The organism is Cupriavidus sp. H39 (genome assembly GCF_050271075.1).
Lineage (GTDB): Bacteria > Pseudomonadota > Gammaproteobacteria > Burkholderiales > Burkholderiaceae > Cupriavidus > Cupriavidus necator_B.
The window spans coordinates 1790397-1807596 of the sequence record NZ_CP189848.1 but is presented as its reverse complement, the minus strand read 5'-3'; the positions used below and the strand labels follow the sequence as shown (position 1 = coordinate 1807596).

The 17200-nt window shown below is 63.1% G+C and carries 19 protein-coding genes; 12 read left to right on the top strand and 7 right to left on the bottom strand.

Annotated features, from left to right (window positions below; all coding sequences use genetic code 11):
- Window positions 1-12 precede the first annotated feature (12 nt).
- From ACOCMH_RS23830 to ACOCMH_RS23815, 4 genes are all read right to left on the bottom strand, one after another.
- Window positions 13-585, bottom strand: a complete 573-nt coding sequence (locus ACOCMH_RS23830; RefSeq protein ID WP_427309261.1) for a DinB family protein — start codon at window positions 583-585, stop codon at window positions 13-15.
- A 150-nt stretch (window positions 586-735) separates the two neighbouring features.
- Window positions 736-1587, bottom strand: a complete 852-nt coding sequence (locus ACOCMH_RS23825; protein ID WP_427309259.1) for a PhzF family phenazine biosynthesis protein — start codon at window positions 1585-1587, stop codon at window positions 736-738.
- A gap of 96 nt (window positions 1588-1683) precedes the next feature.
- Window positions 1684-2313 (bottom strand): LysE family translocator, encoded by a 630-nt coding sequence (locus ACOCMH_RS23820; protein ID WP_427309258.1) that lies wholly within the window; start codon window positions 2311-2313, stop codon window positions 1684-1686.
- A gap of 93 nt (window positions 2314-2406) precedes the next feature.
- Window positions 2407-2811, bottom strand: coding sequence for a VOC family protein (locus ACOCMH_RS23815; protein ID WP_427309256.1), 405 nt, complete (start codon window positions 2809-2811; stop codon window positions 2407-2409).
- 135 nt (window positions 2812-2946) lie between these two features.
- Between ACOCMH_RS23815 and ACOCMH_RS23810 the strand changes: the two genes are divergently transcribed.
- Complete coding sequence (locus ACOCMH_RS23810) at window positions 2947-4299, top strand: PLP-dependent aminotransferase family protein (protein WP_427309254.1); 1353 nt, start codon at window positions 2947-2949, stop codon at window positions 4297-4299.
- 117 nt (window positions 4300-4416) lie between these two features.
- On the opposite strand, the gene ACOCMH_RS23805 is transcribed toward ACOCMH_RS23810, so the two are convergent.
- Window positions 4417-5415, bottom strand: a complete 999-nt coding sequence (locus ACOCMH_RS23805; protein WP_427309252.1) for an isopenicillin N synthase family dioxygenase — start codon at window positions 5413-5415, stop codon at window positions 4417-4419.
- A 616-nt stretch (window positions 5416-6031) separates the two neighbouring features.
- Between ACOCMH_RS23805 and ACOCMH_RS23800 the strand changes: the two genes are divergently transcribed.
- From ACOCMH_RS23800 to ACOCMH_RS23780, 5 genes are all read left to right on the top strand, one after another.
- A complete protein-coding gene (locus tag ACOCMH_RS23800; RefSeq protein WP_427309250.1) occupies window positions 6032-7018 on the top strand; it encodes an ABC transporter substrate-binding protein in 987 nt (328 codons plus the stop codon).
- Between the two features lie 45 nt (window positions 7019-7063).
- Entirely contained in the window at window positions 7064-7942 is an 879-nt protein-coding gene (locus tag ACOCMH_RS23795; RefSeq protein WP_427313302.1) for an ABC transporter ATP-binding protein, read from the top strand.
- Window positions 7943-7959: 17 nt separating this feature from the next.
- Window positions 7960-8754, top strand: coding sequence for an ABC transporter permease (locus tag ACOCMH_RS23790; RefSeq protein WP_427313301.1), 795 nt, complete (start codon window positions 7960-7962; stop codon window positions 8752-8754).
- Window positions 8751-10205, top strand: a complete 1455-nt coding sequence (locus ACOCMH_RS23785; protein ID WP_427313300.1) for an amidohydrolase family protein — start codon at window positions 8751-8753, stop codon at window positions 10203-10205. Before ACOCMH_RS23790 ends, ACOCMH_RS23785 begins: the two co-directional genes overlap by 4 nt.
- A 355-nt stretch (window positions 10206-10560) precedes the next feature.
- On the top strand, window positions 10561-10872 hold the full coding sequence (locus ACOCMH_RS23780) for a DUF3303 domain-containing protein (protein WP_427313299.1): 312 nt from the start codon (window positions 10561-10563) through the stop codon (window positions 10870-10872).
- A 48-nt stretch (window positions 10873-10920) separates the two neighbouring features.
- On the opposite strand, the gene ACOCMH_RS23775 is transcribed toward ACOCMH_RS23780, so the two are convergent.
- Window positions 10921-11301: a DUF4124 domain-containing protein gene (locus ACOCMH_RS23775; RefSeq protein ID WP_427313298.1), complete on the bottom strand. Its 381-nt coding sequence runs from the start codon at window positions 11299-11301 to the stop codon at window positions 10921-10923.
- Between the two features lie 369 nt (window positions 11302-11670).
- On the opposite strand from ACOCMH_RS23775, the gene ACOCMH_RS23770 reads away from it, so the two are divergent.
- From ACOCMH_RS23770 to ACOCMH_RS23755, 4 genes are all read left to right on the top strand, one after another.
- Window positions 11671-12111, top strand: a complete 441-nt coding sequence (locus tag ACOCMH_RS23770; RefSeq protein WP_427313297.1) for an Hsp20/alpha crystallin family protein — start codon at window positions 11671-11673, stop codon at window positions 12109-12111.
- Window positions 12112-12126: 15 nt separating this feature from the next.
- Window positions 12127-12534, top strand: a complete 408-nt coding sequence (locus tag ACOCMH_RS23765) for an Hsp20/alpha crystallin family protein (RefSeq protein ID WP_116342974.1) — start codon at window positions 12127-12129, stop codon at window positions 12532-12534.
- Between the two features lie 81 nt (window positions 12535-12615).
- Window positions 12616-13182, top strand: coding sequence for an Hsp20/alpha crystallin family protein (locus tag ACOCMH_RS23760; RefSeq protein ID WP_427313296.1), 567 nt, complete (start codon window positions 12616-12618; stop codon window positions 13180-13182).
- Window positions 13183-13418: 236 nt separating this feature from the next.
- Window positions 13419-13799, top strand: coding sequence for a hypothetical protein (locus ACOCMH_RS23755; RefSeq protein ID WP_116342970.1), 381 nt, complete (start codon window positions 13419-13421; stop codon window positions 13797-13799).
- A 187-nt stretch (window positions 13800-13986) separates the two neighbouring features.
- Here the strand turns inward: ACOCMH_RS23755 and ACOCMH_RS23750 are convergent, their stop codons facing one another.
- Window positions 13987-14574, bottom strand: coding sequence for a hypothetical protein (locus ACOCMH_RS23750; RefSeq protein ID WP_427313295.1), 588 nt, complete (start codon window positions 14572-14574; stop codon window positions 13987-13989).
- A gap of 519 nt (window positions 14575-15093) precedes the next feature.
- On the opposite strand from ACOCMH_RS23750, the gene ACOCMH_RS23745 reads away from it, so the two are divergent.
- Both ACOCMH_RS23745 and ACOCMH_RS23740 read left to right on the top strand, forming a co-directional pair.
- On the top strand, window positions 15094-15855 hold the full coding sequence (locus ACOCMH_RS23745) for a c-type cytochrome (protein ID WP_427313294.1): 762 nt from the start codon (window positions 15094-15096) through the stop codon (window positions 15853-15855).
- A gap of 7 nt (window positions 15856-15862) precedes the next feature.
- Entirely contained in the window at window positions 15863-17182 is a 1320-nt protein-coding gene (locus ACOCMH_RS23740) for a c-type cytochrome (RefSeq protein WP_427313293.1), read from the top strand.
- The last annotated feature ends 18 nt before the right edge of the window (window positions 17183-17200 follow it).

The window sequence follows — 17200 nt, the reverse complement described above, 5'->3', positions numbered from 1 at the left end:
CGGGAACAGTCTTCACCGAGCCTTGCGATAGTGATCCCTGACGAAGACGGGCAGATCGTTTGACGGCGGCGTAAAGGGAACCTGATTCATCATGTCGCCGACGAAGCCGCGGTGATAGGTGGCATGGTTGACGAGATGCAGCACGATCTCCTCTTGTGTCATGACCCCCACTCCCCCGCCGACAAACTCGAAATGAACGGCCTTGGTTAAATCCTCGTTCGACCACTTGCACACAAGATCGATATACCAGCGGTCCATCTCCTGAACCGCTTGCCACAGGTCACCAACCGGTGGGGTGTGCTCGGTGTTGCGGGCGGTGTAGCCATGTTTCCTGCCTTGCAGATGGTGCCTGAAAATGTCGTCCACGACGTACACATGGTTCAAGGTGTGGACCATGTTCCCAAACCGCGTCGGCCGCGGGCGGAGAGCCTCGCCATCCGGCAGCTCCATCACGCTCCTGAAGGTCAGTTCGTTCGCCCATTCTTTGTAACGCACTAGCATTTTCAAGGTGTCTGCGGCCGAAGCCGGTGGCGCGGCGTCAACGGCGGCTGCGGGGGATGGCTGGATCTGTGGGACCGCGGGCATGCGGATAACTCCTTGTTTCAAACGTTGGCCGGGTCGAGAAGGCCGATATCCGTTTTAATTCGGGTGGTTCCTGGTGGTGGCCTGAACGGCTTGGCGCACAGGCAAGTGGCGCCTGCAAGCTGGCTTGCCACGATGCGTTATGCAGCTTGCCTACGGCGCTGAAAAGCCTCGCAGCCGGCCTTCGACATGGGTGCGGGTTTCGCCGCCGACCCAGATCCGGCCGGCTTCATCGCGGCTCACATGAATGCGGCCCTTTCGACCGAGGCGGGTCCCCTGGGCGGCGACATAGGCTTCCTTAACCACGCCTGCGGCAAACAGCCACTGCGCCAGCGAGGCATTAAGGCTTCCTGTCACAGGGTCTTCGACAATTGTCCCCAGATGATCGCTAAAAAAAGCGCGAACCTCGAACGCTGCATCACCGCCGGCATGGGGGCCGACGACGCCGACATCAATCCTGCGTGGCCAGCTTCGTGCCGGGTTGAGGGAAAGCACCTTCTCCGCCGAGGCCAGCCTGATCCCCAGCCATCCGGGGCCGTTGTCGATCCAGGCGGCATCCACGACGTCGCATGGTTCGATCCCCAGAAACTGCAGCGCCTCGGTCAGTTCATCGTTGGTGGGCGTGCCGGATCGGATCAGCGGCGGAGCGCCAAAGGAAAGCCGTCCCTGATCACGTCGAACGGTAACCAGCCCTGCGCCGCATTCCTGGATGATTTCGGCCTGCTGCTTCGGCTCGCCGCCGGTCGAAAGCCAGGCACGGCAACTCCCGAGTGTCGGGTGTCCGGCAAAAGGCATTTCCCTGTCCAGCGTGAAAATCCTGACCCGGTAGTCCGCGCACGGATTTGTGGGCGATAGCAGAAAGGCCGTCTCCGACAGGTTGAACCAGCGCGTCAACCGCTGCATCTCGTCCGTCTCCAGCGCATCGGCGCCAAGGATCACTGCCAGCGGGTTGCCGGAAGCCGGCGCGGAGCCGAAGACGTCGACCATCTGGACGACAAAGCTCATCAATCATTCCTCTGGTTCATGGCGGCACTGGCAGGCGCGGACGGAGTAGCCAGTCAATTTTGATCCATCGAATAGCGACGTCTACACGCCGGGACATCAGCTCTGCGATGCAAGGAGCTTCGCTCCCGCGACCGCAAATAGCGCGGACAATCCCCCCTCGATCCAACGCCTGACTCTGGTGTAGAAAGCAATCATCGGGGCGGTCGAGAAGATGATCGCGTAGCCGCCGAACACGATGACGCCGAGAAGAGCGCAGCCGCCGATGATCGCCGGCAAGGTGCCGCTCGGGGCGTCTTGCCGGAGCCCGAGCGACATGATCGCCGTCCATGCCATGATGGCTTTGGGGTTGCCGATGTGCATAAGGACGCCTTGCCGGTAGAGAGACCGATAGCGTGGCATCGCCCGCCCTGCGTCCGTGCCCGCGAAGTCCGAAACCGGCTTCAGGGCGGACCTGCCCGCGCGAAACGCCAGGTAGAGCAGATAGACACCGCCAATGACCTTGATGAGGGAAAGCGCCTGGGCATACGCGGCCAGCACGGCGGAGATGCCGGTCGCGGCCAGGGTTGCCCAGAACAGCGAGCCTGTCATGACGCCGGCCGCCAGGACGAGGGCTGATATGCGGCCGTCGCGCATCGCCGCTCCCATGATCGCCATGTTGCTTGGCCCCGGACTGGCGATGGCGAGGAGATAGGTGCCATAGACCAGCGCGATCTGACTACCACTCATTGAAAATTCACCTGGAACGCATCCCGAAAAGGGCAAACGGGTTTTGGATAAAGTTTTGCGTTAAAGCTAAAACGTCCGGGGTCGGCTTCCGCGCTATTGCGGGAGATCTCCACGATGGACGATGTGGACCTTGTTGCCATCGGGATCGCGCAGATACGCGCCGAAATAGCCGTCGCCGTAGTGCAGACGCGGTCCGGGAGCGCCGTCATCGGTTCCGCCATGCAGAAGACCCGCGGCATGCGCCGCTTTCACGGCCGCTTCGGACGGGGCCAGAAAGGCGACCATGCTGCCGTTGCCCGCCGTCGCCGGTTCGCCGTTGTGGGGGCTGTAGACATAGAAGCGCGGCAACAGCGCTGCCTGTGTCACCCAGCACAGCGACGGAGGCCCGCCATCGGGCGTGACCATGCGCCGCCTCAGTCTGAGCGGAGCGAGGACCGCATCATAGAAATTGCCAGCGCGCTCAAGATCTCGCGTTCCCACCGTGACATGGCTGAACATCCGGCTCTCCGATGGCCCGCAATGACGGTCGGGCTGAATTTGTCATGTACAGAGTTCGGCCTGTACCATAACTCGCATTACACTTGCTGGCTATTGAAATAGTGTCACGTGACACTATTCATTCGGATCGTAAAAATGCGGCTTCAATCCCCCTGGGTGCCCCGCCTGGCAGACATCGAGGCGAGTCTCGCTGAAAGGCTGGGGCTGGCTCTGGCCGGCGACATCATCGAGGGCCGACTCAGGGGCGGAGACCGCCTGCCCGCCCATCGCGATCTTGCCTGGAAGCTGGGTATTGGGCTTGGTACGGTGACGAAAGCCTACGCCGCGCTCGAACGGCGAGGCTTGGCACGCAGTGTCAAGGGTCGGGGGACGTTCGTGGCGATCCGCCAGGCAGGTGAGGACCGACAGATTGATCTCTCGTCCAATGCGCCCCCGGCCATGCTTGGCGCCCGTCTGCTGGCGCGGACATTGACCGCGATCGCACGGAAGATCGACGCGGCTCACCTGAATCTCTACGCCCCGCCCGCCGGCCACCTGGAGCACCGCCGCCTGCTGGCCAGCTGGCTCGAAACCCTCGGCATGACGGTCGATCCGTCGCATCTGGTGTTGACGAGTAATGCCCGCCAGGCCATTTCCCTGGCCTTCGAGCTTGCCTGTGGCCCGCAAGGGGTGATCCTGACAGAACGGATCACCTATTCCGGTGCCATCGCGCTGGCCCGGCGCAAAGGTTATCGGATGCTGGGCATCGATATCGATGCGGAAGGGATGGTGCCGGAAACGCTTGCCAGCGCCCTCGATGGCATCGCTTCGCCCGGGAACCGGGCCGTCTATCTCACACCGACGCTCCATAACCCGACGACTGCCACGATGGGAACTGCGCGAAGGCAGGCAATCGTCGATATCTGCCGGCAGGCGGGTGCCTGGATCATCGAGGACGGCGTCTATGCGCTGAGCCCCTCCTCTGCCCCTGCACTCGCGACCTTGGCGCCCGAGATCGTGTTCCACGTCAATGGACTGTCGAAGTCCCTCGGCCCCGGATTGAGAGTCGGCATGCTCGCGCTACCGGCTGGAATGAACGCGGCTGCCGAAGAAGTCCTGCAAGATTTACCCATGGCCCCCTCGCCATTATCCTGTGCCGTAGTGGAAGAATGGTTATCCAGCGGCGTGGTTGAGCCGATCCAGCAGGATCTGCTTCATGAGGCGCGACGCAGATCGGACCTGGCCGTCTCGCTACTCGGCACCAGCGCACTTGTCTCGCATCCCGATGCCTATCACGTGTGGCTACCGATGCCGCGCGACGCCGCCAATCGTTTCGCGACAGCCGCTGCCTCCTTGGGCATCAGGGTGACGCCACCAGACGCCGTGATGGTCGACGGCGATGATCAGAGGGGCGGAATCCGTCTTTGTCTTGGTGGACCTTCCTTCGAGGATCTGACGGAAGGACTCACCCTATTGGCAAGGCTTCTCACGGCTTGTCGGCCAGAATGATATGGCCGACGACAAGTGCTCGATGTGCAGCCGTTTGGCGGTGCCCAGGGAAATGACGCATTGCCAATGCATGTCCCTGGCCGGCGCCGCCTCCAAGCATTGGGGCTGCCCGGATCCTTACATCGTCGGCTCGAAGTTGGCGGATACCCGCTGGCGCAGATAATCCTCCGCGCTGATCGGCGCGTACTTGCCGGACGGGCTTTCGATCATCACGTCGCGGTTGGCCTGGCAAAAGAACGCCAGACTGTAGCGCGAGCCCTGGTATTCGTGCGGCTGTGGGTTGCGCACGCGGTGGAAATTGGAGGGCAACCGGTCATCGCTCCAGCGCATCAGCATGTCCCCAATATTGCAGGTGATGATGTCATCCGCCGGCTCGATGCTGGTCCATTCCTGGCCCTCCATCTCCTTGCCCGGACACAGTTGCAGGCCGCCCTGGCCCGCGCGCTGGAATAGCAGCGTCAGGCAGTCGAAATCCGTATGTGCGCCAGCGCGCCACAGTCCGGAGGGCACCGAGGGGTCGCTTGGGAAGTAGTGCAGCAGGCGCAGCGTGCTCTGGTAGGTGGATCGGGACGGGTCGTGCGCGCGGGTGAAGAAGTCGCGAGCGAAGCCGAGCTTCTCGGCGAAGCAAGACAGCACGCGCATGCCGACCTGCCAGCATTGCGCCTCGAACGCCAGCATGACGGCGCGAAAAGCCGGCAACTCGTTTTCGGTCGGCCACAGCGGCGCCATGTGCGGCAGCGTGATCTGGTACGACTCCTTCTGGTCGTGTGTGCGCGTGGACGGGCGCACCTGTGCCTTGCTCTCCCAGCCGCTGTTCAGTGCCCGCTGCAAGGGGTACTGCGCTTTGACGGCTTCCGGCAGGGCGAAGAAGCGCCGCGCCATCTCGAACGCTCCCTGGACCTGCGCCAGGTCGATGCCGTGGTTGACGAGCTGGAAGAAACCGACATCGGTGGCGGCTGCCCACAGCGCTTCAGTGATCTGCGTGCGGCGCGCCTCGAAGTCGGACAGGTCGATACGGCGGACCTCACGCGCCTGGGTCTCCGAACCCTGCCCGCCCATGCAGGCTTCCTTGTCGAGTTCGGTCAGGGAGTAAGGAGAGGCCGTCAGCGTAATCATATGTGCTCCGTGCGAAAGAAGGTCGATGGGTGTCGGACCGGGAGCAACAGGCAACGCGCGGAAGCTCGAGCAAGCGATCCGGGCAGCAGTCTTGAAGCTCCAACGGCAAGCAAGCCAAGCCGTCGCGGCTCGACCAGTTCCGACTTCAAGAGCAATTCCCGGCCAGCCGGCACAACCTCCGCGACTGGTGAACGCTTCTACTCTCGCCAGCAACAGTGCAAAGTTCACGCCAGGCAGTGAGGTCCTCAGGTGAGGGCTAATTACCCGGTGGACGCACCAGCTTTAATCCCGCTGCACCCGCAACGGGCGGGACATGCACACCGATGGCGTGTCGGCACGAAGGGCACGGCACCCATATATGCCGCCGCGAATGGCATGGAAGTTGCTGAAGTACGAGCAAGAGTAGAAGCGTTCACTGTCGCGCCAGGAGCCGAACGGCTCCCGGATCACCAGCGCGAACAGCCGGAAATTGCTCTTGAAAGCCGCGCCTGTGTGTCCGGTAGTTCGGACCGAGGCCGTGCCTTCATGACGCATGCCCGGCATCCATTGAACCGCTTGGCTCTCATGACGGCTCGGACGCAGGCGTGTTGAACGACAGCTCAAACCGCGCCCCGCCATGACACCTCGCCTCTTGCTCCGCCGCCTGCTCGGGTTGGCAGCCATTGCCGCCACCTGCTGGTCCGCCAGCGCCTTGGCACTCGACAAGGTCGTTTTCCTCACCTCCTGGTACGCCCAGGCCGAACATGGCGGCTTCTACCAGGCCGTTGCCACCGGCCTCTACAAGAAATACGGCCTCGATGTGCAGATCCGCATGGGCGGGCCACAAGTCAACGGCATGCAGATCCTGAGCAGCGGCCAGGCAGACTTTCTCATGGGCTATGACCTGCAGGTGCTCAAGAGCGTCGAGCAGGGTGTGCCTGTCACCACGGTAGGCGCCTCAATGCAGACCGATCCCCAAGGCATGATGACGCATGAAGACGTGAAGAGCCTTGCGGACCTGAAGACGCGCACCATCCTGGTCTCCACCTCTGGACGCACGACCTGGTGGCCGTGGCTGCGGGGCAAATACAAGCTCGATGAATCTCAGTCGCGCGTCTACACGTTCAATCTGCAGCCGTTCTTTGCCGACCCCAATGCCGCGCAGCAGGCCTACGCGTCGTCGGAGCTGTTCAGCGCCGACAAGGCAGGCGTGAAGGCGCGCTTCTTCCTGTTTGCCGATGATGGCTACCCGCCCTACGGCACCACCATCGTGACGATGGACAAGACCGTCAGGGAAAAGCCGGATCTGATCGCCCGTTTCGTGCGTGCCTCGATGGAGGGCTGGAAGAGCTACCTGGCCGACCCCGCGCCCGCCAACGCGCTCATCAAGCGTGACAACCCGAACATGAAGGACGACCAGCTCGCCTATGGCCTGGACAAGCTCAAGCAGTTCCGCATGATCACCGGTGGGGACGCCGCCACGCAAGGCATTGGCGTGATGACCGACGCGCGCTGGCGCAAGACGCGTGATTTCATGGTCGAGGTCGGTCTGCTCAAGGCCGATCTGGACTGGAAGCGTGCCTACACCACGCAGTTCGTCAAGGACCTGAAGGTGATGCCATGAAGACCGCATCGCATGCCGAATCCGTGTTCTATTGGGGAGGCCGCCATGTCGCTCGTCTTTCGTAGCAGCAGCCGCGTTGCTGCCGTCCCGCCAGCGGGTGGCAGCCCGCTTCCGCTGGATGGCGCGCGTGCCGCCGATGCCCAGGCGTTGTTCGCCAACCAGGTCGAGAAGACGTATCCGAACGGCACCGTGGCCCTCGAGCGGGTCAGGCTGGCCATCCAGCCGGGCGAGTTCGTCTCGCTGCTCGGGCCGTCCGGCTGTGGCAAGAGCACGCTGCTCAAGCTGTTTGCCGGACTGGAACAACCGTCGGCCGGCCACGTGCGCTGGTGGGGCGGTCCTGCGCTCGCCGCGGGTATCGGCACGCCAGGGCGAACGCTCGCGATGGTATTCCAGGAGGCAACGTTGATGCCATGGGCGAGCGTGGCGGACAACGCGCGCCTGCCGCTCGACCTGGCCCGCATGCCGCGCGCGGAGGCCGACGAGCGCGTCCGGCGCGCCCTCGCGCTCGTCGGCCTTGGTCACTTCGGCAAAGCGTACCCGCGCGAGTTGTCCGGCGGCATGCAGATGCGCGTGTCGATCGCGCGTGCCCTGGCCGTGCATCCCGACCTGCTGCTGATGGACGAGCCCTTTGGTGCGCTGGACGAGTTTACGCGCAACAAGCTCGATGCGGACCTGCGCGCACTGTGGGCCGAGCGCGGGCTGACGGTGGTGTTTGTCACGCACAGCATCTACGAGGCGGTCTATCTGTCGAGCCGTGTGATCGTCATGGCAGCTCGCCCCGGCCGGGTCATTGCCGACGTGCCGATCGAAGGCCCGGCCGTGCGCGACGATGCCTTCCGCGTGTCGCCGGCCTTCATGCAGTACTGCGCGCAACTGTCGGCGCTGCTGACACAGGCCAATACCGGTGCGCCGGCAGCCGACTGACCTTTGGAGAACCCATCATGAACCCTCCGTTGTTGTCCCGTCCGGCCGTACAGCGCGTGGCAGCGCCGCTGGTCGTGGGGATCGTGCTGTTGATCGCCTGGCAGTCCGTCTGCATGGCATTCGACGTGCCGTCCTACCTGGTGCCGTCGCCCGTGGCCATCGGCAAGACGCTGGCTGAAGACTGGTCCCTGTTGTTCGGCTCGCTGTGGGTGACGCTGCGCATCACGTTGCTGGCGTTTGCGCTGGCCGTGGCAGGCGGCACGGTCGCGGCATTCCTGTTCGTGCAGAGCCGGCTGATCGAAGCCAGCCTGTTTCCCTATGCAATCCTGCTGCAGGTCACCCCGGTGGTGGCGATCGCGCCGCTGATCATTATCTGGGTCAAGGAGCCGACGCTGGCGCTTGTCATCTGCGCGACGCTGGTGGCGGTGTTTCCGATCATCTCGAACACGGTGCTCGGCTTGCGCAGCGTGAATCCCGGACTCGCCAATCTGTTCCGCATCAATCGCGCGAGCCGTTGGGACACGCTGCTGCGCCTGCGGATTCCGAGCGCACTGCCGTACTTCTTTGGCGGACTGCGTATCTCGTGCGGTCTGGCGCTGATCGGCGCGGTGGTGGCTGAGTTCGTGGCCGGCACGGGCGGCACCGGTGCCGGGCTGGCGTACCAGATCCTGCAGGCGGGCTTCTCGCTCAACATTCCGCGGCTGTTTGCCGCGCTGTTCCTGATCACGGTGACGGGCATCACCCTGTTTGCGGTCATGGTTGCATTGTCGCGGCTTGCTCTGTCCCACTGGCATGAAAGTGAACTGGCATGACGACTCTTTCCGAACAACGTGCATCCCTGCTGATCCGCAACGCGGCCGCGATACTCACCGGGCAGGACGGCAGCCCGGGCCGGCCCGAGCGCAGTCCCGGACCCGATCTGCGCATCGTGGATGGCACGATAGACGCGATCGGCCATCTGAGGCCACGGCCCGGTGAGCACGTCATCGATGCGACGGATTGCGTCGTCTATCCCGCCTGGATCAACACGCACCATCATCTGTTCCAGTCGTTGCTCAAAGGCGAGCCGCAAGGGCTGAACCTGTCGCTGACGCCTTGGCTCGGCGCCACGCCCTACCGATTCCGCGCGGCGTTCGACGAACATACCTTCCGTCTCGCCGCCCGCATCGGCCTGGTCGAACTGGTGCGCAGCGGCTGCGGTACGGTGGCGGACCACAACTATCTGTATTACCCCGGCATGCCGTTCGACGGCTCGGCGATCCTGTTTGAGGAAGCCGACGCACTGGGGCTTCGTTTCGTGCTCTGCCGCGGCGGCGCGACGCACACGCGCGGGCTGGAGAATGCCTTGCCGCAGGCGTTGCGCCCGGAAACGCTCGATGCCTACCTGGCCGACTGCGAACGGCTGGCCGCCCGCTATCACCAATCGGGGCCGGGGGCGATGCGCCGTGTGGTCATGGCGCCCACGACGCCGCTGTATTCGATGTCACCGGAGGAACTGCGTACCTGCGCGCGCACGGCACGTCGCCTTGGCATCCGGCTGCACAGCCACCTGTCCGAAACGGTGGAATACCAGAACGCCGCCAGCGCGCTGCACGACACCATGCCAGTCGCGTTCTGCGGCGAGTACGAGTGGCTGGGGCCGGATGTCTGGTTTGCCCATCTCGTCAAGCTCGCCCCGGAGGAAATCCGGATGCTGGGCGAAACCGGGACAGGCATTGCGCACTGCCCGCAGAGCAATGGACGGCTCGGCAGCGGCATCGCTGACATTCCGGCGCTGGAGGCAGCCGGCGTGCCAGTGTCCATCGGTGTTGACGGTGCAGCCTCCAACGAGGCGGCGGACATGATTTCCGAAACCCATGCCGCATGGCTGATGCAGCGTGCCAGGCGCGGTGAACTGGCGCGCTCGCTGGCCGAAGGCGGCCAGGGCGAAGGGGGCGCCGATGCCGCGCGCGTGGAGGACGTGGTGCGCTGGGGCAGCGCCGGCGGTGCGGCAGTACTGGGGCTGGAAGGCGTCGGCACCCTTGCGCCGGGGCAGGCTGCGGACCTCGCGGTCTACCGACTCGATGATCCGCGTTACTTCGGGCTGCACGATCCGGCCATTGCGCCGGTGGCCAGCGGTGGCCGGCCAACGCTGCGAGCGCTACTGGTAGGCGGTCGCATGATCACCGAGGACGATACGCTGCCGAGTGTGGACCTGGCCGAATTGGGCGCGCAGGCGCGCGAAGCGGTTGCGCTACTGAAGGGGCGGGCACTCGGGGGTTAGTGCCCGCGCGAGAAAAAAAACGTCACCTGCATCACAGAAATCGATGTGTACCAGAGGCCGCCGGCACCCAAGCACCACCACACCGAGCCCACGCCAGGCGGCAAGTGTGTGCGGCTCCGCACAGAGCGACAACTCTGGACCCGACTGGCCAGTTCCCTAAGACCTTCCGACCACCCTATTCTTATCCGAGGGAACGCCCGGCAGCGTCTACTTCCATCCTTGCGGCGAGCCGTACTCGGAAACGGCGAGCGACGTCCCGAGGGCCACAACTGGGGCTCTGGACAATATGCAAAATTGTAAGAGGTGGTCGACCGCCACCACTTAGATGACGTCAGCGCTTCAAAGGAGGATAGCAATGAAGTACATGATCAGTTGGTTCGAACGCCCACAAGGTTCGGCTACGGAGTACGAGAATGCCCAAAAGCGAATCCTCGAGGTGTTTAGTCAGTGGAAGGCCCCGGACAATCTCAATATCGAGTTATTCGTCGTACGTGTCGGTGAGTGGGGTGGGCATATGCTGGTGGACTGCGACGATCCGTTGACAGTTCACAAGGCTTGCTCAACATTCCCCGCGCTTGAATTCCAAGCGCACCCCGTAGTTTCCGTCGAAGACGCAGTCAGAGTTGAACTCGAAGCGATTGCTTGGCGTGACGGACTGAAAGGCTAGCTATTCGAGAGTATCACGACGGCCTCCTATGGTCTCTCGGGCGAATATTTACTCGCATCGATACCGGGATATCTGCGCACCGGCTTGCTGTACAGCCTCGGATGCTTGCCGGATCTGCGCGGGATTTTGGGTGAGCATGGCTCGCTCGGAATGGGTAACCGCTGCCCGGTAGGACTGGCGCAGTGACGGGCACATGATGGTCGATGCGAGTCGCTTCTGCCCCTCCTGATCGAAGAACGAAGACGGTTCAGCACGGTATTCCGCGTTTCGTTGGCCGATGGATTTCCTCACCACTTCAGTCTTTGCGTCGTGCTGACAAGGGGCGTCCTGCAACGTGACATGTCCCGCGGCGCTTCTGCATTGATATATGGTCTGGCCCGCGGCATTCGTGGCCAAGGCAAACATCGCAATCGTCAGATATCTCAGCATGACTAACCTCAGGGCATAGGTGTGCGCACGGGCCGCCGGTTTCGTCCGCCTTCTGCCACGTTTCCCAATGTAGGAAGCATACCAAATGAGCATTATTAGGCACTCAAAACGGGTGCCGCCAAACGGATGGAGATACCCTGCATGGGAGGTAAGCCCACGGCCAAGGGCAGTCGCGAACCGACGTCTTTTGGCCGGATAGGTGCGGTCGATTGCTCTTGAAATTTGGCAGCCCGATTACTATCTTATTTTCGCTCAGGCAGTCGCGATGTTGCGCGCTGCGTGTTTCTGTTTGTTTGCCAGCAGCTTGGCAGGTGGATGGGAGCGCGTATGCCCCTTCGCCTCCTTGCTGCATCGAAGGAGGATACGACCATGAGTGATCTATTCCTTGGAACCGATGTCTTCAGCGAACTCGACCGTATGCAAAGGCAGATGGCGAGTTTGTTTGGCGGGTTCCCATCCAGCCTCCGCTCTGGCCGCTTCGGGGCATTTCCCCCCGTCAATATCGGCGCCACGGACGATGCCATCGAGATCGTCGCATTCGCCCCAGGGCTCAAGCCAGACCAGTTCGAGGTGTCGATCGACAAGGGCCTGCTGACCATCAGCGGCGAGCGCGAAGCAGCGCAAGCGGCGGCTGATCCGGAGCTCCGGCGGTACGCACAAGAGCGGTTCTCTGGCACGTTCCGGCGCGTGGTCGAGTTGCCACAGGGCGCGGACCCGGACAAGGTCCAGGCGCGCTACGCCAATGGCTGCTTGTCAATCAGCGTTGGCAAGCGGGAAGCCTCGAAACCGCGAGCGATCACGGTCCAATAACTCGGGGAGAATGCCATGAACGATACGACTCAAGTGGTTGAACGCAACCAGAACGCTGTGACAAAGGGTCAGGAAGACAGGTCGACGCCGACGATGACGCTGCTTCCCGCGGTCGACATCGTCGAGGACAGCAACGGCGTCACCTTGTGGGCCGACCTTCCGGGTGTGACCAAGGACAAGCTCGAGGTCAATGTTCACGACGGCAATCTCCATATCGAGGCGGAAGCGGTGGTGCCCACCCCCCAAGGACTGCGGGTGCAGCACGCGGAAATTCGCCAACCGCACTTCGCACGTGCTTTCTCGTTGAGCGCCGACCTTGACTCGTCGAAGATCGAGGCAAACCTGCAAGACGGCGTGCTCAAGCTGACGATCCCGCGTCGCGACGAAGCGCGTCCACGTCGCATTGCTGTCAACGTGGCTTGACATGCCGTCGGCGGCTACCGGTGGCGTCCGCAAGGACGCTACCGGCAGCGCCCAATTGGTTGGACATTGGGTGAGGGCAAGATGAAAACAGATCTGGGCAAATGGAACCCCTTCAAGTTCCTGCGCAAATCGACCGAGGACAGGCAACCGACGGGCGAGTCGTCGAATGTCCCTGCGCCAAGGCGCTCGACACCGGACTGGCCGGACGTTTCGCGGCTGTTTTCAGGCGATCCCTGGCGGGCGATGGGCGAGTTCCTGCATGAACCTCTCGCGGGCTTCGGCGGGCTCGATCGATGGTTTGGCGACTTCAGTTCGTCGCGCTTCCAACCGCGGATCGATGTAGTCGATGATGGCTTGGCGCTGAGGATCACGGCGGAATTGCCCGGCATGGATCGCGAGGACCTGCAAACCACCATCGAAGACGGTGCGCTGGTGTTACGGGGTGAGAAGAAACAGGATATTCAAAGCGAGGAAAACGGCTGCTACCGCCTGGAGCGGGCATACGGCGCCTTCATGCGCAGTATCCCGCTGCCGGATGGCGTCGACCTCGATCACATCGATGCGAAATTCGACCGAGGAGTATTGACGCTGCGTCTGCCAAAGACTGGTACGTCGCAATCTTCAGTGAGGACGATCGAGGTGAAGTGACGACAGTTGGCGCGCTACGACAAGGGCTTAGGCTCGCGTCAGCCTGCGCGCTCAGCCCGGCATATTCCTACTGACCGTGCATCGCGCCGCCCATGCCGTCCGTGGCACAGGCGGCGCTTGGCACGCGCGGTGCTCGCTTGCGGCTCCGCAGCAAATCGAGCGGCGATGCAAAGGTCTTGAAATCGCCGGACTGGCCTCTATTTTGGCGGCGAGCACTTTCCAAGATGGAGAATTTGATGGAATTCGATTCTGAGTGGGTGACGCTAGGCAGGCATCGGGTGCGGCTTAAGTGCACGCGTGGATTTCCTACCGAACGGACGCGGCGCATGGCGGAGCTGGCAACATTCGCGATCGATAACAACCTGAGCGCGCGGGCCCGCTTGGTGGATGTTACGGCGCAAGGCGATGCTTATGTGCTCAGCATAGGCACGACGTTCGAGAAGGACAGAGTAGCGGCCCCACACCTGGAGATGGCTCTGGCTACGATGTTCGGCTTGGCGCCCGCGCAGGTCACGATTGACGTTGTAATCGTCGGTCAAACAGAGGTGGATACGCATTTTGGCGTGTACGAGCGGATGCTGGCAGAGAAACTCGGCACCGTGCCACCCATCCAGTGAAGCGCCGGGCTCGGGCTTCTTGTCCAATCATGCCTGTGGCGGTGACACCCAGGCACGGGGGTTCGGACGCGAAAGGCCTGACGGCGACCCGGACGGCTCGGGGATAGCCGGGGAGAGGTAGCCGTTTTGCTCATGCCGCGGGAGCCTGAAAGTTCCTCGTCGACGGACGCATTCTCCGCTGTTCCCCCTACTTGCCTGCGACCGGCTGTACGGACACGGCAACGGCCTCGGTATAGACCGCTTCGACCCGGTCGCCCTTCTGGATGCCGTTGAGGCGTGTGGGATCCCCTACCAGCAGGACCACGATGCGTCCGTTTGGACCCTTCAGGGTGACGGTTCTGGCGTCGGTGTCAAAGGCAACGACGTCAGCCGTGACGGTCACTTCCCGGCCGACCGTACCTCCCGGCTTTGCACCCGGCGCGGCGCGCTCCGAGATCTCGCGCTCATGCATGGCAAGCGCTCCCCTGCCCTTCTTGAGGCTCATGGTCAGCGCTTCCCTGTACTCGACCGTGACAGTGTCGCCGACCTTTAACTGCTCGAAGTTCCTGGCCTCCGGCCCCACAACGAGATCTGTAATCTTGCCGTCGCCGGATTTCAATGAGACGGTTCGCCTTGGCACATCGATCTTTACAATCGTGGCGGTGAGCTTCGCGGTGCCAGTCGCAGTCGCCCCGTCAGGCGACTGCGTGACGTCCATGCGGGTTTTCGGTTGCGCCCATGCAGCAGTGATTGCCACCAGCATCACCGCCGTGGCCAGTAGTGTCTTGCCTTTCATGCCATCCTCCGTTTGCTAGCCTTGCAGTAGGTAACCAGCCGGGGTCGAATGACTTGATTGCCGCCGCCCATACCGCCATCTTTTTGCGCCAGGACTGCCGGCGGCGGCAGTGCCGACCAGCAGCTGATCGCACGATGCGCCCGGCATCGCTGTTCACACAGCATATATCTCACTTGCACGCTCCGCTAAGAAAGCTGCGATACACATTTCGCTGAAAATCTGCGGGGCCATCTCGCTGGCATCGACTGCACAGCCCCAAGATCGGTGCAAACGCCGACAACGCTACCTCGCTGGACTGCATTGCCAGTCAGTTCTGCGGTTCTGCAGATCAGCCGATGGACGTGCAACCAACTTGATGAGTCCGGACTCCCCAAACGGCCGTGCGCGAAGGTGCCTGATGCCGGCAAGCCGGCCGCCGTCCTCAGACAGTGCGCCGCGCGGTCGAGGTGGAGTCAACTTTGACAAATGCAGCACAGCGCATAGTATGAGTCTGTTTGCACACCGGACAGCAGATGGACCATGCGCCCCACTCGGATGGCATTGCTGCGTGATTGGCTGTTGGCGTCGCTTCTCGTCTGGCTGAGCAGCTTGCCGCTCCACGGTCGTGCGCAGTCCCTGCCGGTCCCGGCGCCACCACAGGAGTCAATCCCCGCCTTCAAGACGGTCGACTCGATGGAAGCCCGCGTGCAGGGCTGCGTTACCTGCCACGGCCAGAGCGGCCAGGGCACTGGCAATGGCTACTACCCGCGCATTGCTGGCAAACCAGCCGGTTATCTCTATAACCAGCTGATCGCTTTTCGAGATGGCACCCGGCGCTATCCGCCGATGAACTACCTGGTCGCCTACCTGCCCGACCCCTATCTGAAGGAAATCGCCGAGTATTTCGCCAAGCTGCGCCCCGCTTTCGCGCCAAGTGCCCCTACCGACGTCCCGCAGGCCGCCATGGCGCGCGGGCAGGCACTGGTCGCGAGCGGCGATCCCAAGCAGGGGATTCCTGCATGCGCCGCATGCCACGGCGCCGGGCTGACCGGCATGGAGCCGGGCATTCCGGGCCTGGTTGGCCTGCGGCACACCTACATCGTCGGCCAGCTTACGCGCTGGAAAGTGGGGGAACGGCACGCGATGGAACCGGACTGCATGAAGCGCGTCGCCTCGCGGCTGTCGGATGCCGACATCTCGGCGGTAGCCGCCTGGCTGTCCCAGCAACAGCCGCCCAAGGACCCTTCGCCCGAATCGTCCAACCTGGTGCGCATGCCACTGGCATGCGGCAGCCAGCGATGAGGACGCCATGAAAGCGCGCGGGTTGCTCACGCTCGTCATCGGCATCGTCGTTGTGGCGGCGTTGGGCGCCCTGGCCGTGCGGCTGATGCATCGCGAACCGGCGAACGCGCTCCCACCCGTCACCGCGGCAAGCGGCGCGAAGGCGGCCGGCGCGCTGAACCCCGCCAGCCAGATCATCGCCAAGGGCGAGTACCTTGCCCGCGCCGGCGATTGCGTGGCCTGCCATACCGAGCCGAACAATCCCGCCTTCGCCGGCGGACGCGCCATGCCGACGCCCTTCGGCAACCTCTATGTCCCTAACATTACGCCCGACGACGAGACCGGCATCGGCCAATGGACCGCCGACGACTTCTACCGGATGATGCACACCGGCGTCTCGCGCGACGGCTCCCTGCTCTACCCGGCCATGCCTTTCGCGTCGTACACGAAGGTCACGCGCGAGGATTCGGACGCGATCTACGCTTACCTGATGTCGGTGCCACCGGTAAAGCGCAAGAACCATCCACACGAGCTGCGCTTCCCGTTCAACAAGCGCGAACTGCTGATTGGGTGGCGCACACTCTACTTCACGGAAGGCGAGTTCAAGCCCGACCCGAGCCAATCGGTCCAATGGAACCGCGGCGCCTATCTCGTGCAGGGGCTCGGCCACTGCGCCATGTGCCATACCGCCATCAATGCGCTGGGCGGCTCCAGCGAGTCGAAGGAATTCGAAGGCGGCATGATTCCGAACCAGAACTGGTACGCGCCGTCACTGACCTCGAACCGCGAGGCCGGCCTTGGCAACTGGCCGATCCAGGATATCGTCGACCTGCTGCAGGTCGGCGTCTCGCACCGTGCCACGGTGTACGGACCGATGGCGGAGGTCGTCTACAACAGCCTGCAATACATGAGCGACGAGGATGCGCAGGCGATGGCCGTCTACCTGAAGGCCCTGCCGCAGCGCGACACCGAGGCGCCGCCCCCGAGCCAGGAGCGGTTGGTACAGCCGGCTGTGATGGAGGCAGGCCGCCAGATCTACCAGCAGCAATGCGCGATGTGCCACGCCGAAGACGGCAAGGGTCATCCGCCATCCTATCCGCCGCTGGCTGCAAACCAGTCGATCACGATGTCGTCTCCGGTCAATGCCATCCGCATGGTGCTGAATGGCGGCTATGCGCCCGGCACGCAGAAGAACCCACGCCCGCACGGCATGCCGCCCTTCTCTCACATCCTCAATGACGACCAGGCTGCTGCCGTGGTGACTTATATCCGCGTAGCCTGGGGCAATACCGGCACCCCAGTGGCAGCGCCGCAGGTCAACGAGTTGCGCAAGCTGCTGCCGGAATAACCGATTGCAACGAGGCCT

Coding starts and splice junctions, on each gene's coding strand:
- ACOCMH_RS23830 (WP_427309261.1), bottom strand. CDS start 585: ATGCCCGCGGTCCCACAGATCCAGCCATCCCCCGCAGCCGCCGTTGAC.
- ACOCMH_RS23825 (WP_427309259.1), bottom strand. CDS start 1,587: ATGAGCTTTGTCGTCCAGATGGTCGACGTCTTCGGCTCCGCGCCGGCT.
- ACOCMH_RS23820 (WP_427309258.1), bottom strand. CDS start 2,313: ATGAGTGGTAGTCAGATCGCGCTGGTCTATGGCACCTATCTCCTCGCC.
- ACOCMH_RS23815 (WP_427309256.1), bottom strand. CDS start 2,811: ATGTTCAGCCATGTCACGGTGGGAACGCGAGATCTTGAGCGCGCTGGC.
- ACOCMH_RS23810 (WP_427309254.1), top strand. CDS start 2,947: ATGCGGCTTCAATCCCCCTGGGTGCCCCGCCTGGCAGACATCGAGGCG.
- ACOCMH_RS23805 (WP_427309252.1), bottom strand. CDS start 5,415: ATGATTACGCTGACGGCCTCTCCTTACTCCCTGACCGAACTCGACAAG.
- ACOCMH_RS23800 (WP_427309250.1), top strand. CDS start 6,032: ATGACACCTCGCCTCTTGCTCCGCCGCCTGCTCGGGTTGGCAGCCATT.
- ACOCMH_RS23795 (WP_427313302.1), top strand. CDS start 7,064: ATGTCGCTCGTCTTTCGTAGCAGCAGCCGCGTTGCTGCCGTCCCGCCA.
- ACOCMH_RS23790 (WP_427313301.1), top strand. CDS start 7,960: ATGAACCCTCCGTTGTTGTCCCGTCCGGCCGTACAGCGCGTGGCAGCG.
- ACOCMH_RS23785 (WP_427313300.1), top strand. CDS start 8,751: ATGACGACTCTTTCCGAACAACGTGCATCCCTGCTGATCCGCAACGCG.
- ACOCMH_RS23780 (WP_427313299.1), top strand. CDS start 10,561: ATGAAGTACATGATCAGTTGGTTCGAACGCCCACAAGGTTCGGCTACG.
- ACOCMH_RS23775 (WP_427313298.1), bottom strand. CDS start 11,301: ATGCTGAGATATCTGACGATTGCGATGTTTGCCTTGGCCACGAATGCC.
- ACOCMH_RS23770 (WP_427313297.1), top strand. CDS start 11,671: ATGAGTGATCTATTCCTTGGAACCGATGTCTTCAGCGAACTCGACCGT.
- ACOCMH_RS23765 (WP_116342974.1), top strand. CDS start 12,127: ATGAACGATACGACTCAAGTGGTTGAACGCAACCAGAACGCTGTGACA.
- ACOCMH_RS23760 (WP_427313296.1), top strand. CDS start 12,616: ATGAAAACAGATCTGGGCAAATGGAACCCCTTCAAGTTCCTGCGCAAA.
- ACOCMH_RS23755 (WP_116342970.1), top strand. CDS start 13,419: ATGGAATTCGATTCTGAGTGGGTGACGCTAGGCAGGCATCGGGTGCGG.
- ACOCMH_RS23750 (WP_427313295.1), bottom strand. CDS start 14,574: ATGAAAGGCAAGACACTACTGGCCACGGCGGTGATGCTGGTGGCAATC.
- ACOCMH_RS23745 (WP_427313294.1), top strand. CDS start 15,094: ATGCGCCCCACTCGGATGGCATTGCTGCGTGATTGGCTGTTGGCGTCG.
- ACOCMH_RS23740 (WP_427313293.1), top strand. CDS start 15,863: ATGAAAGCGCGCGGGTTGCTCACGCTCGTCATCGGCATCGTCGTTGTG.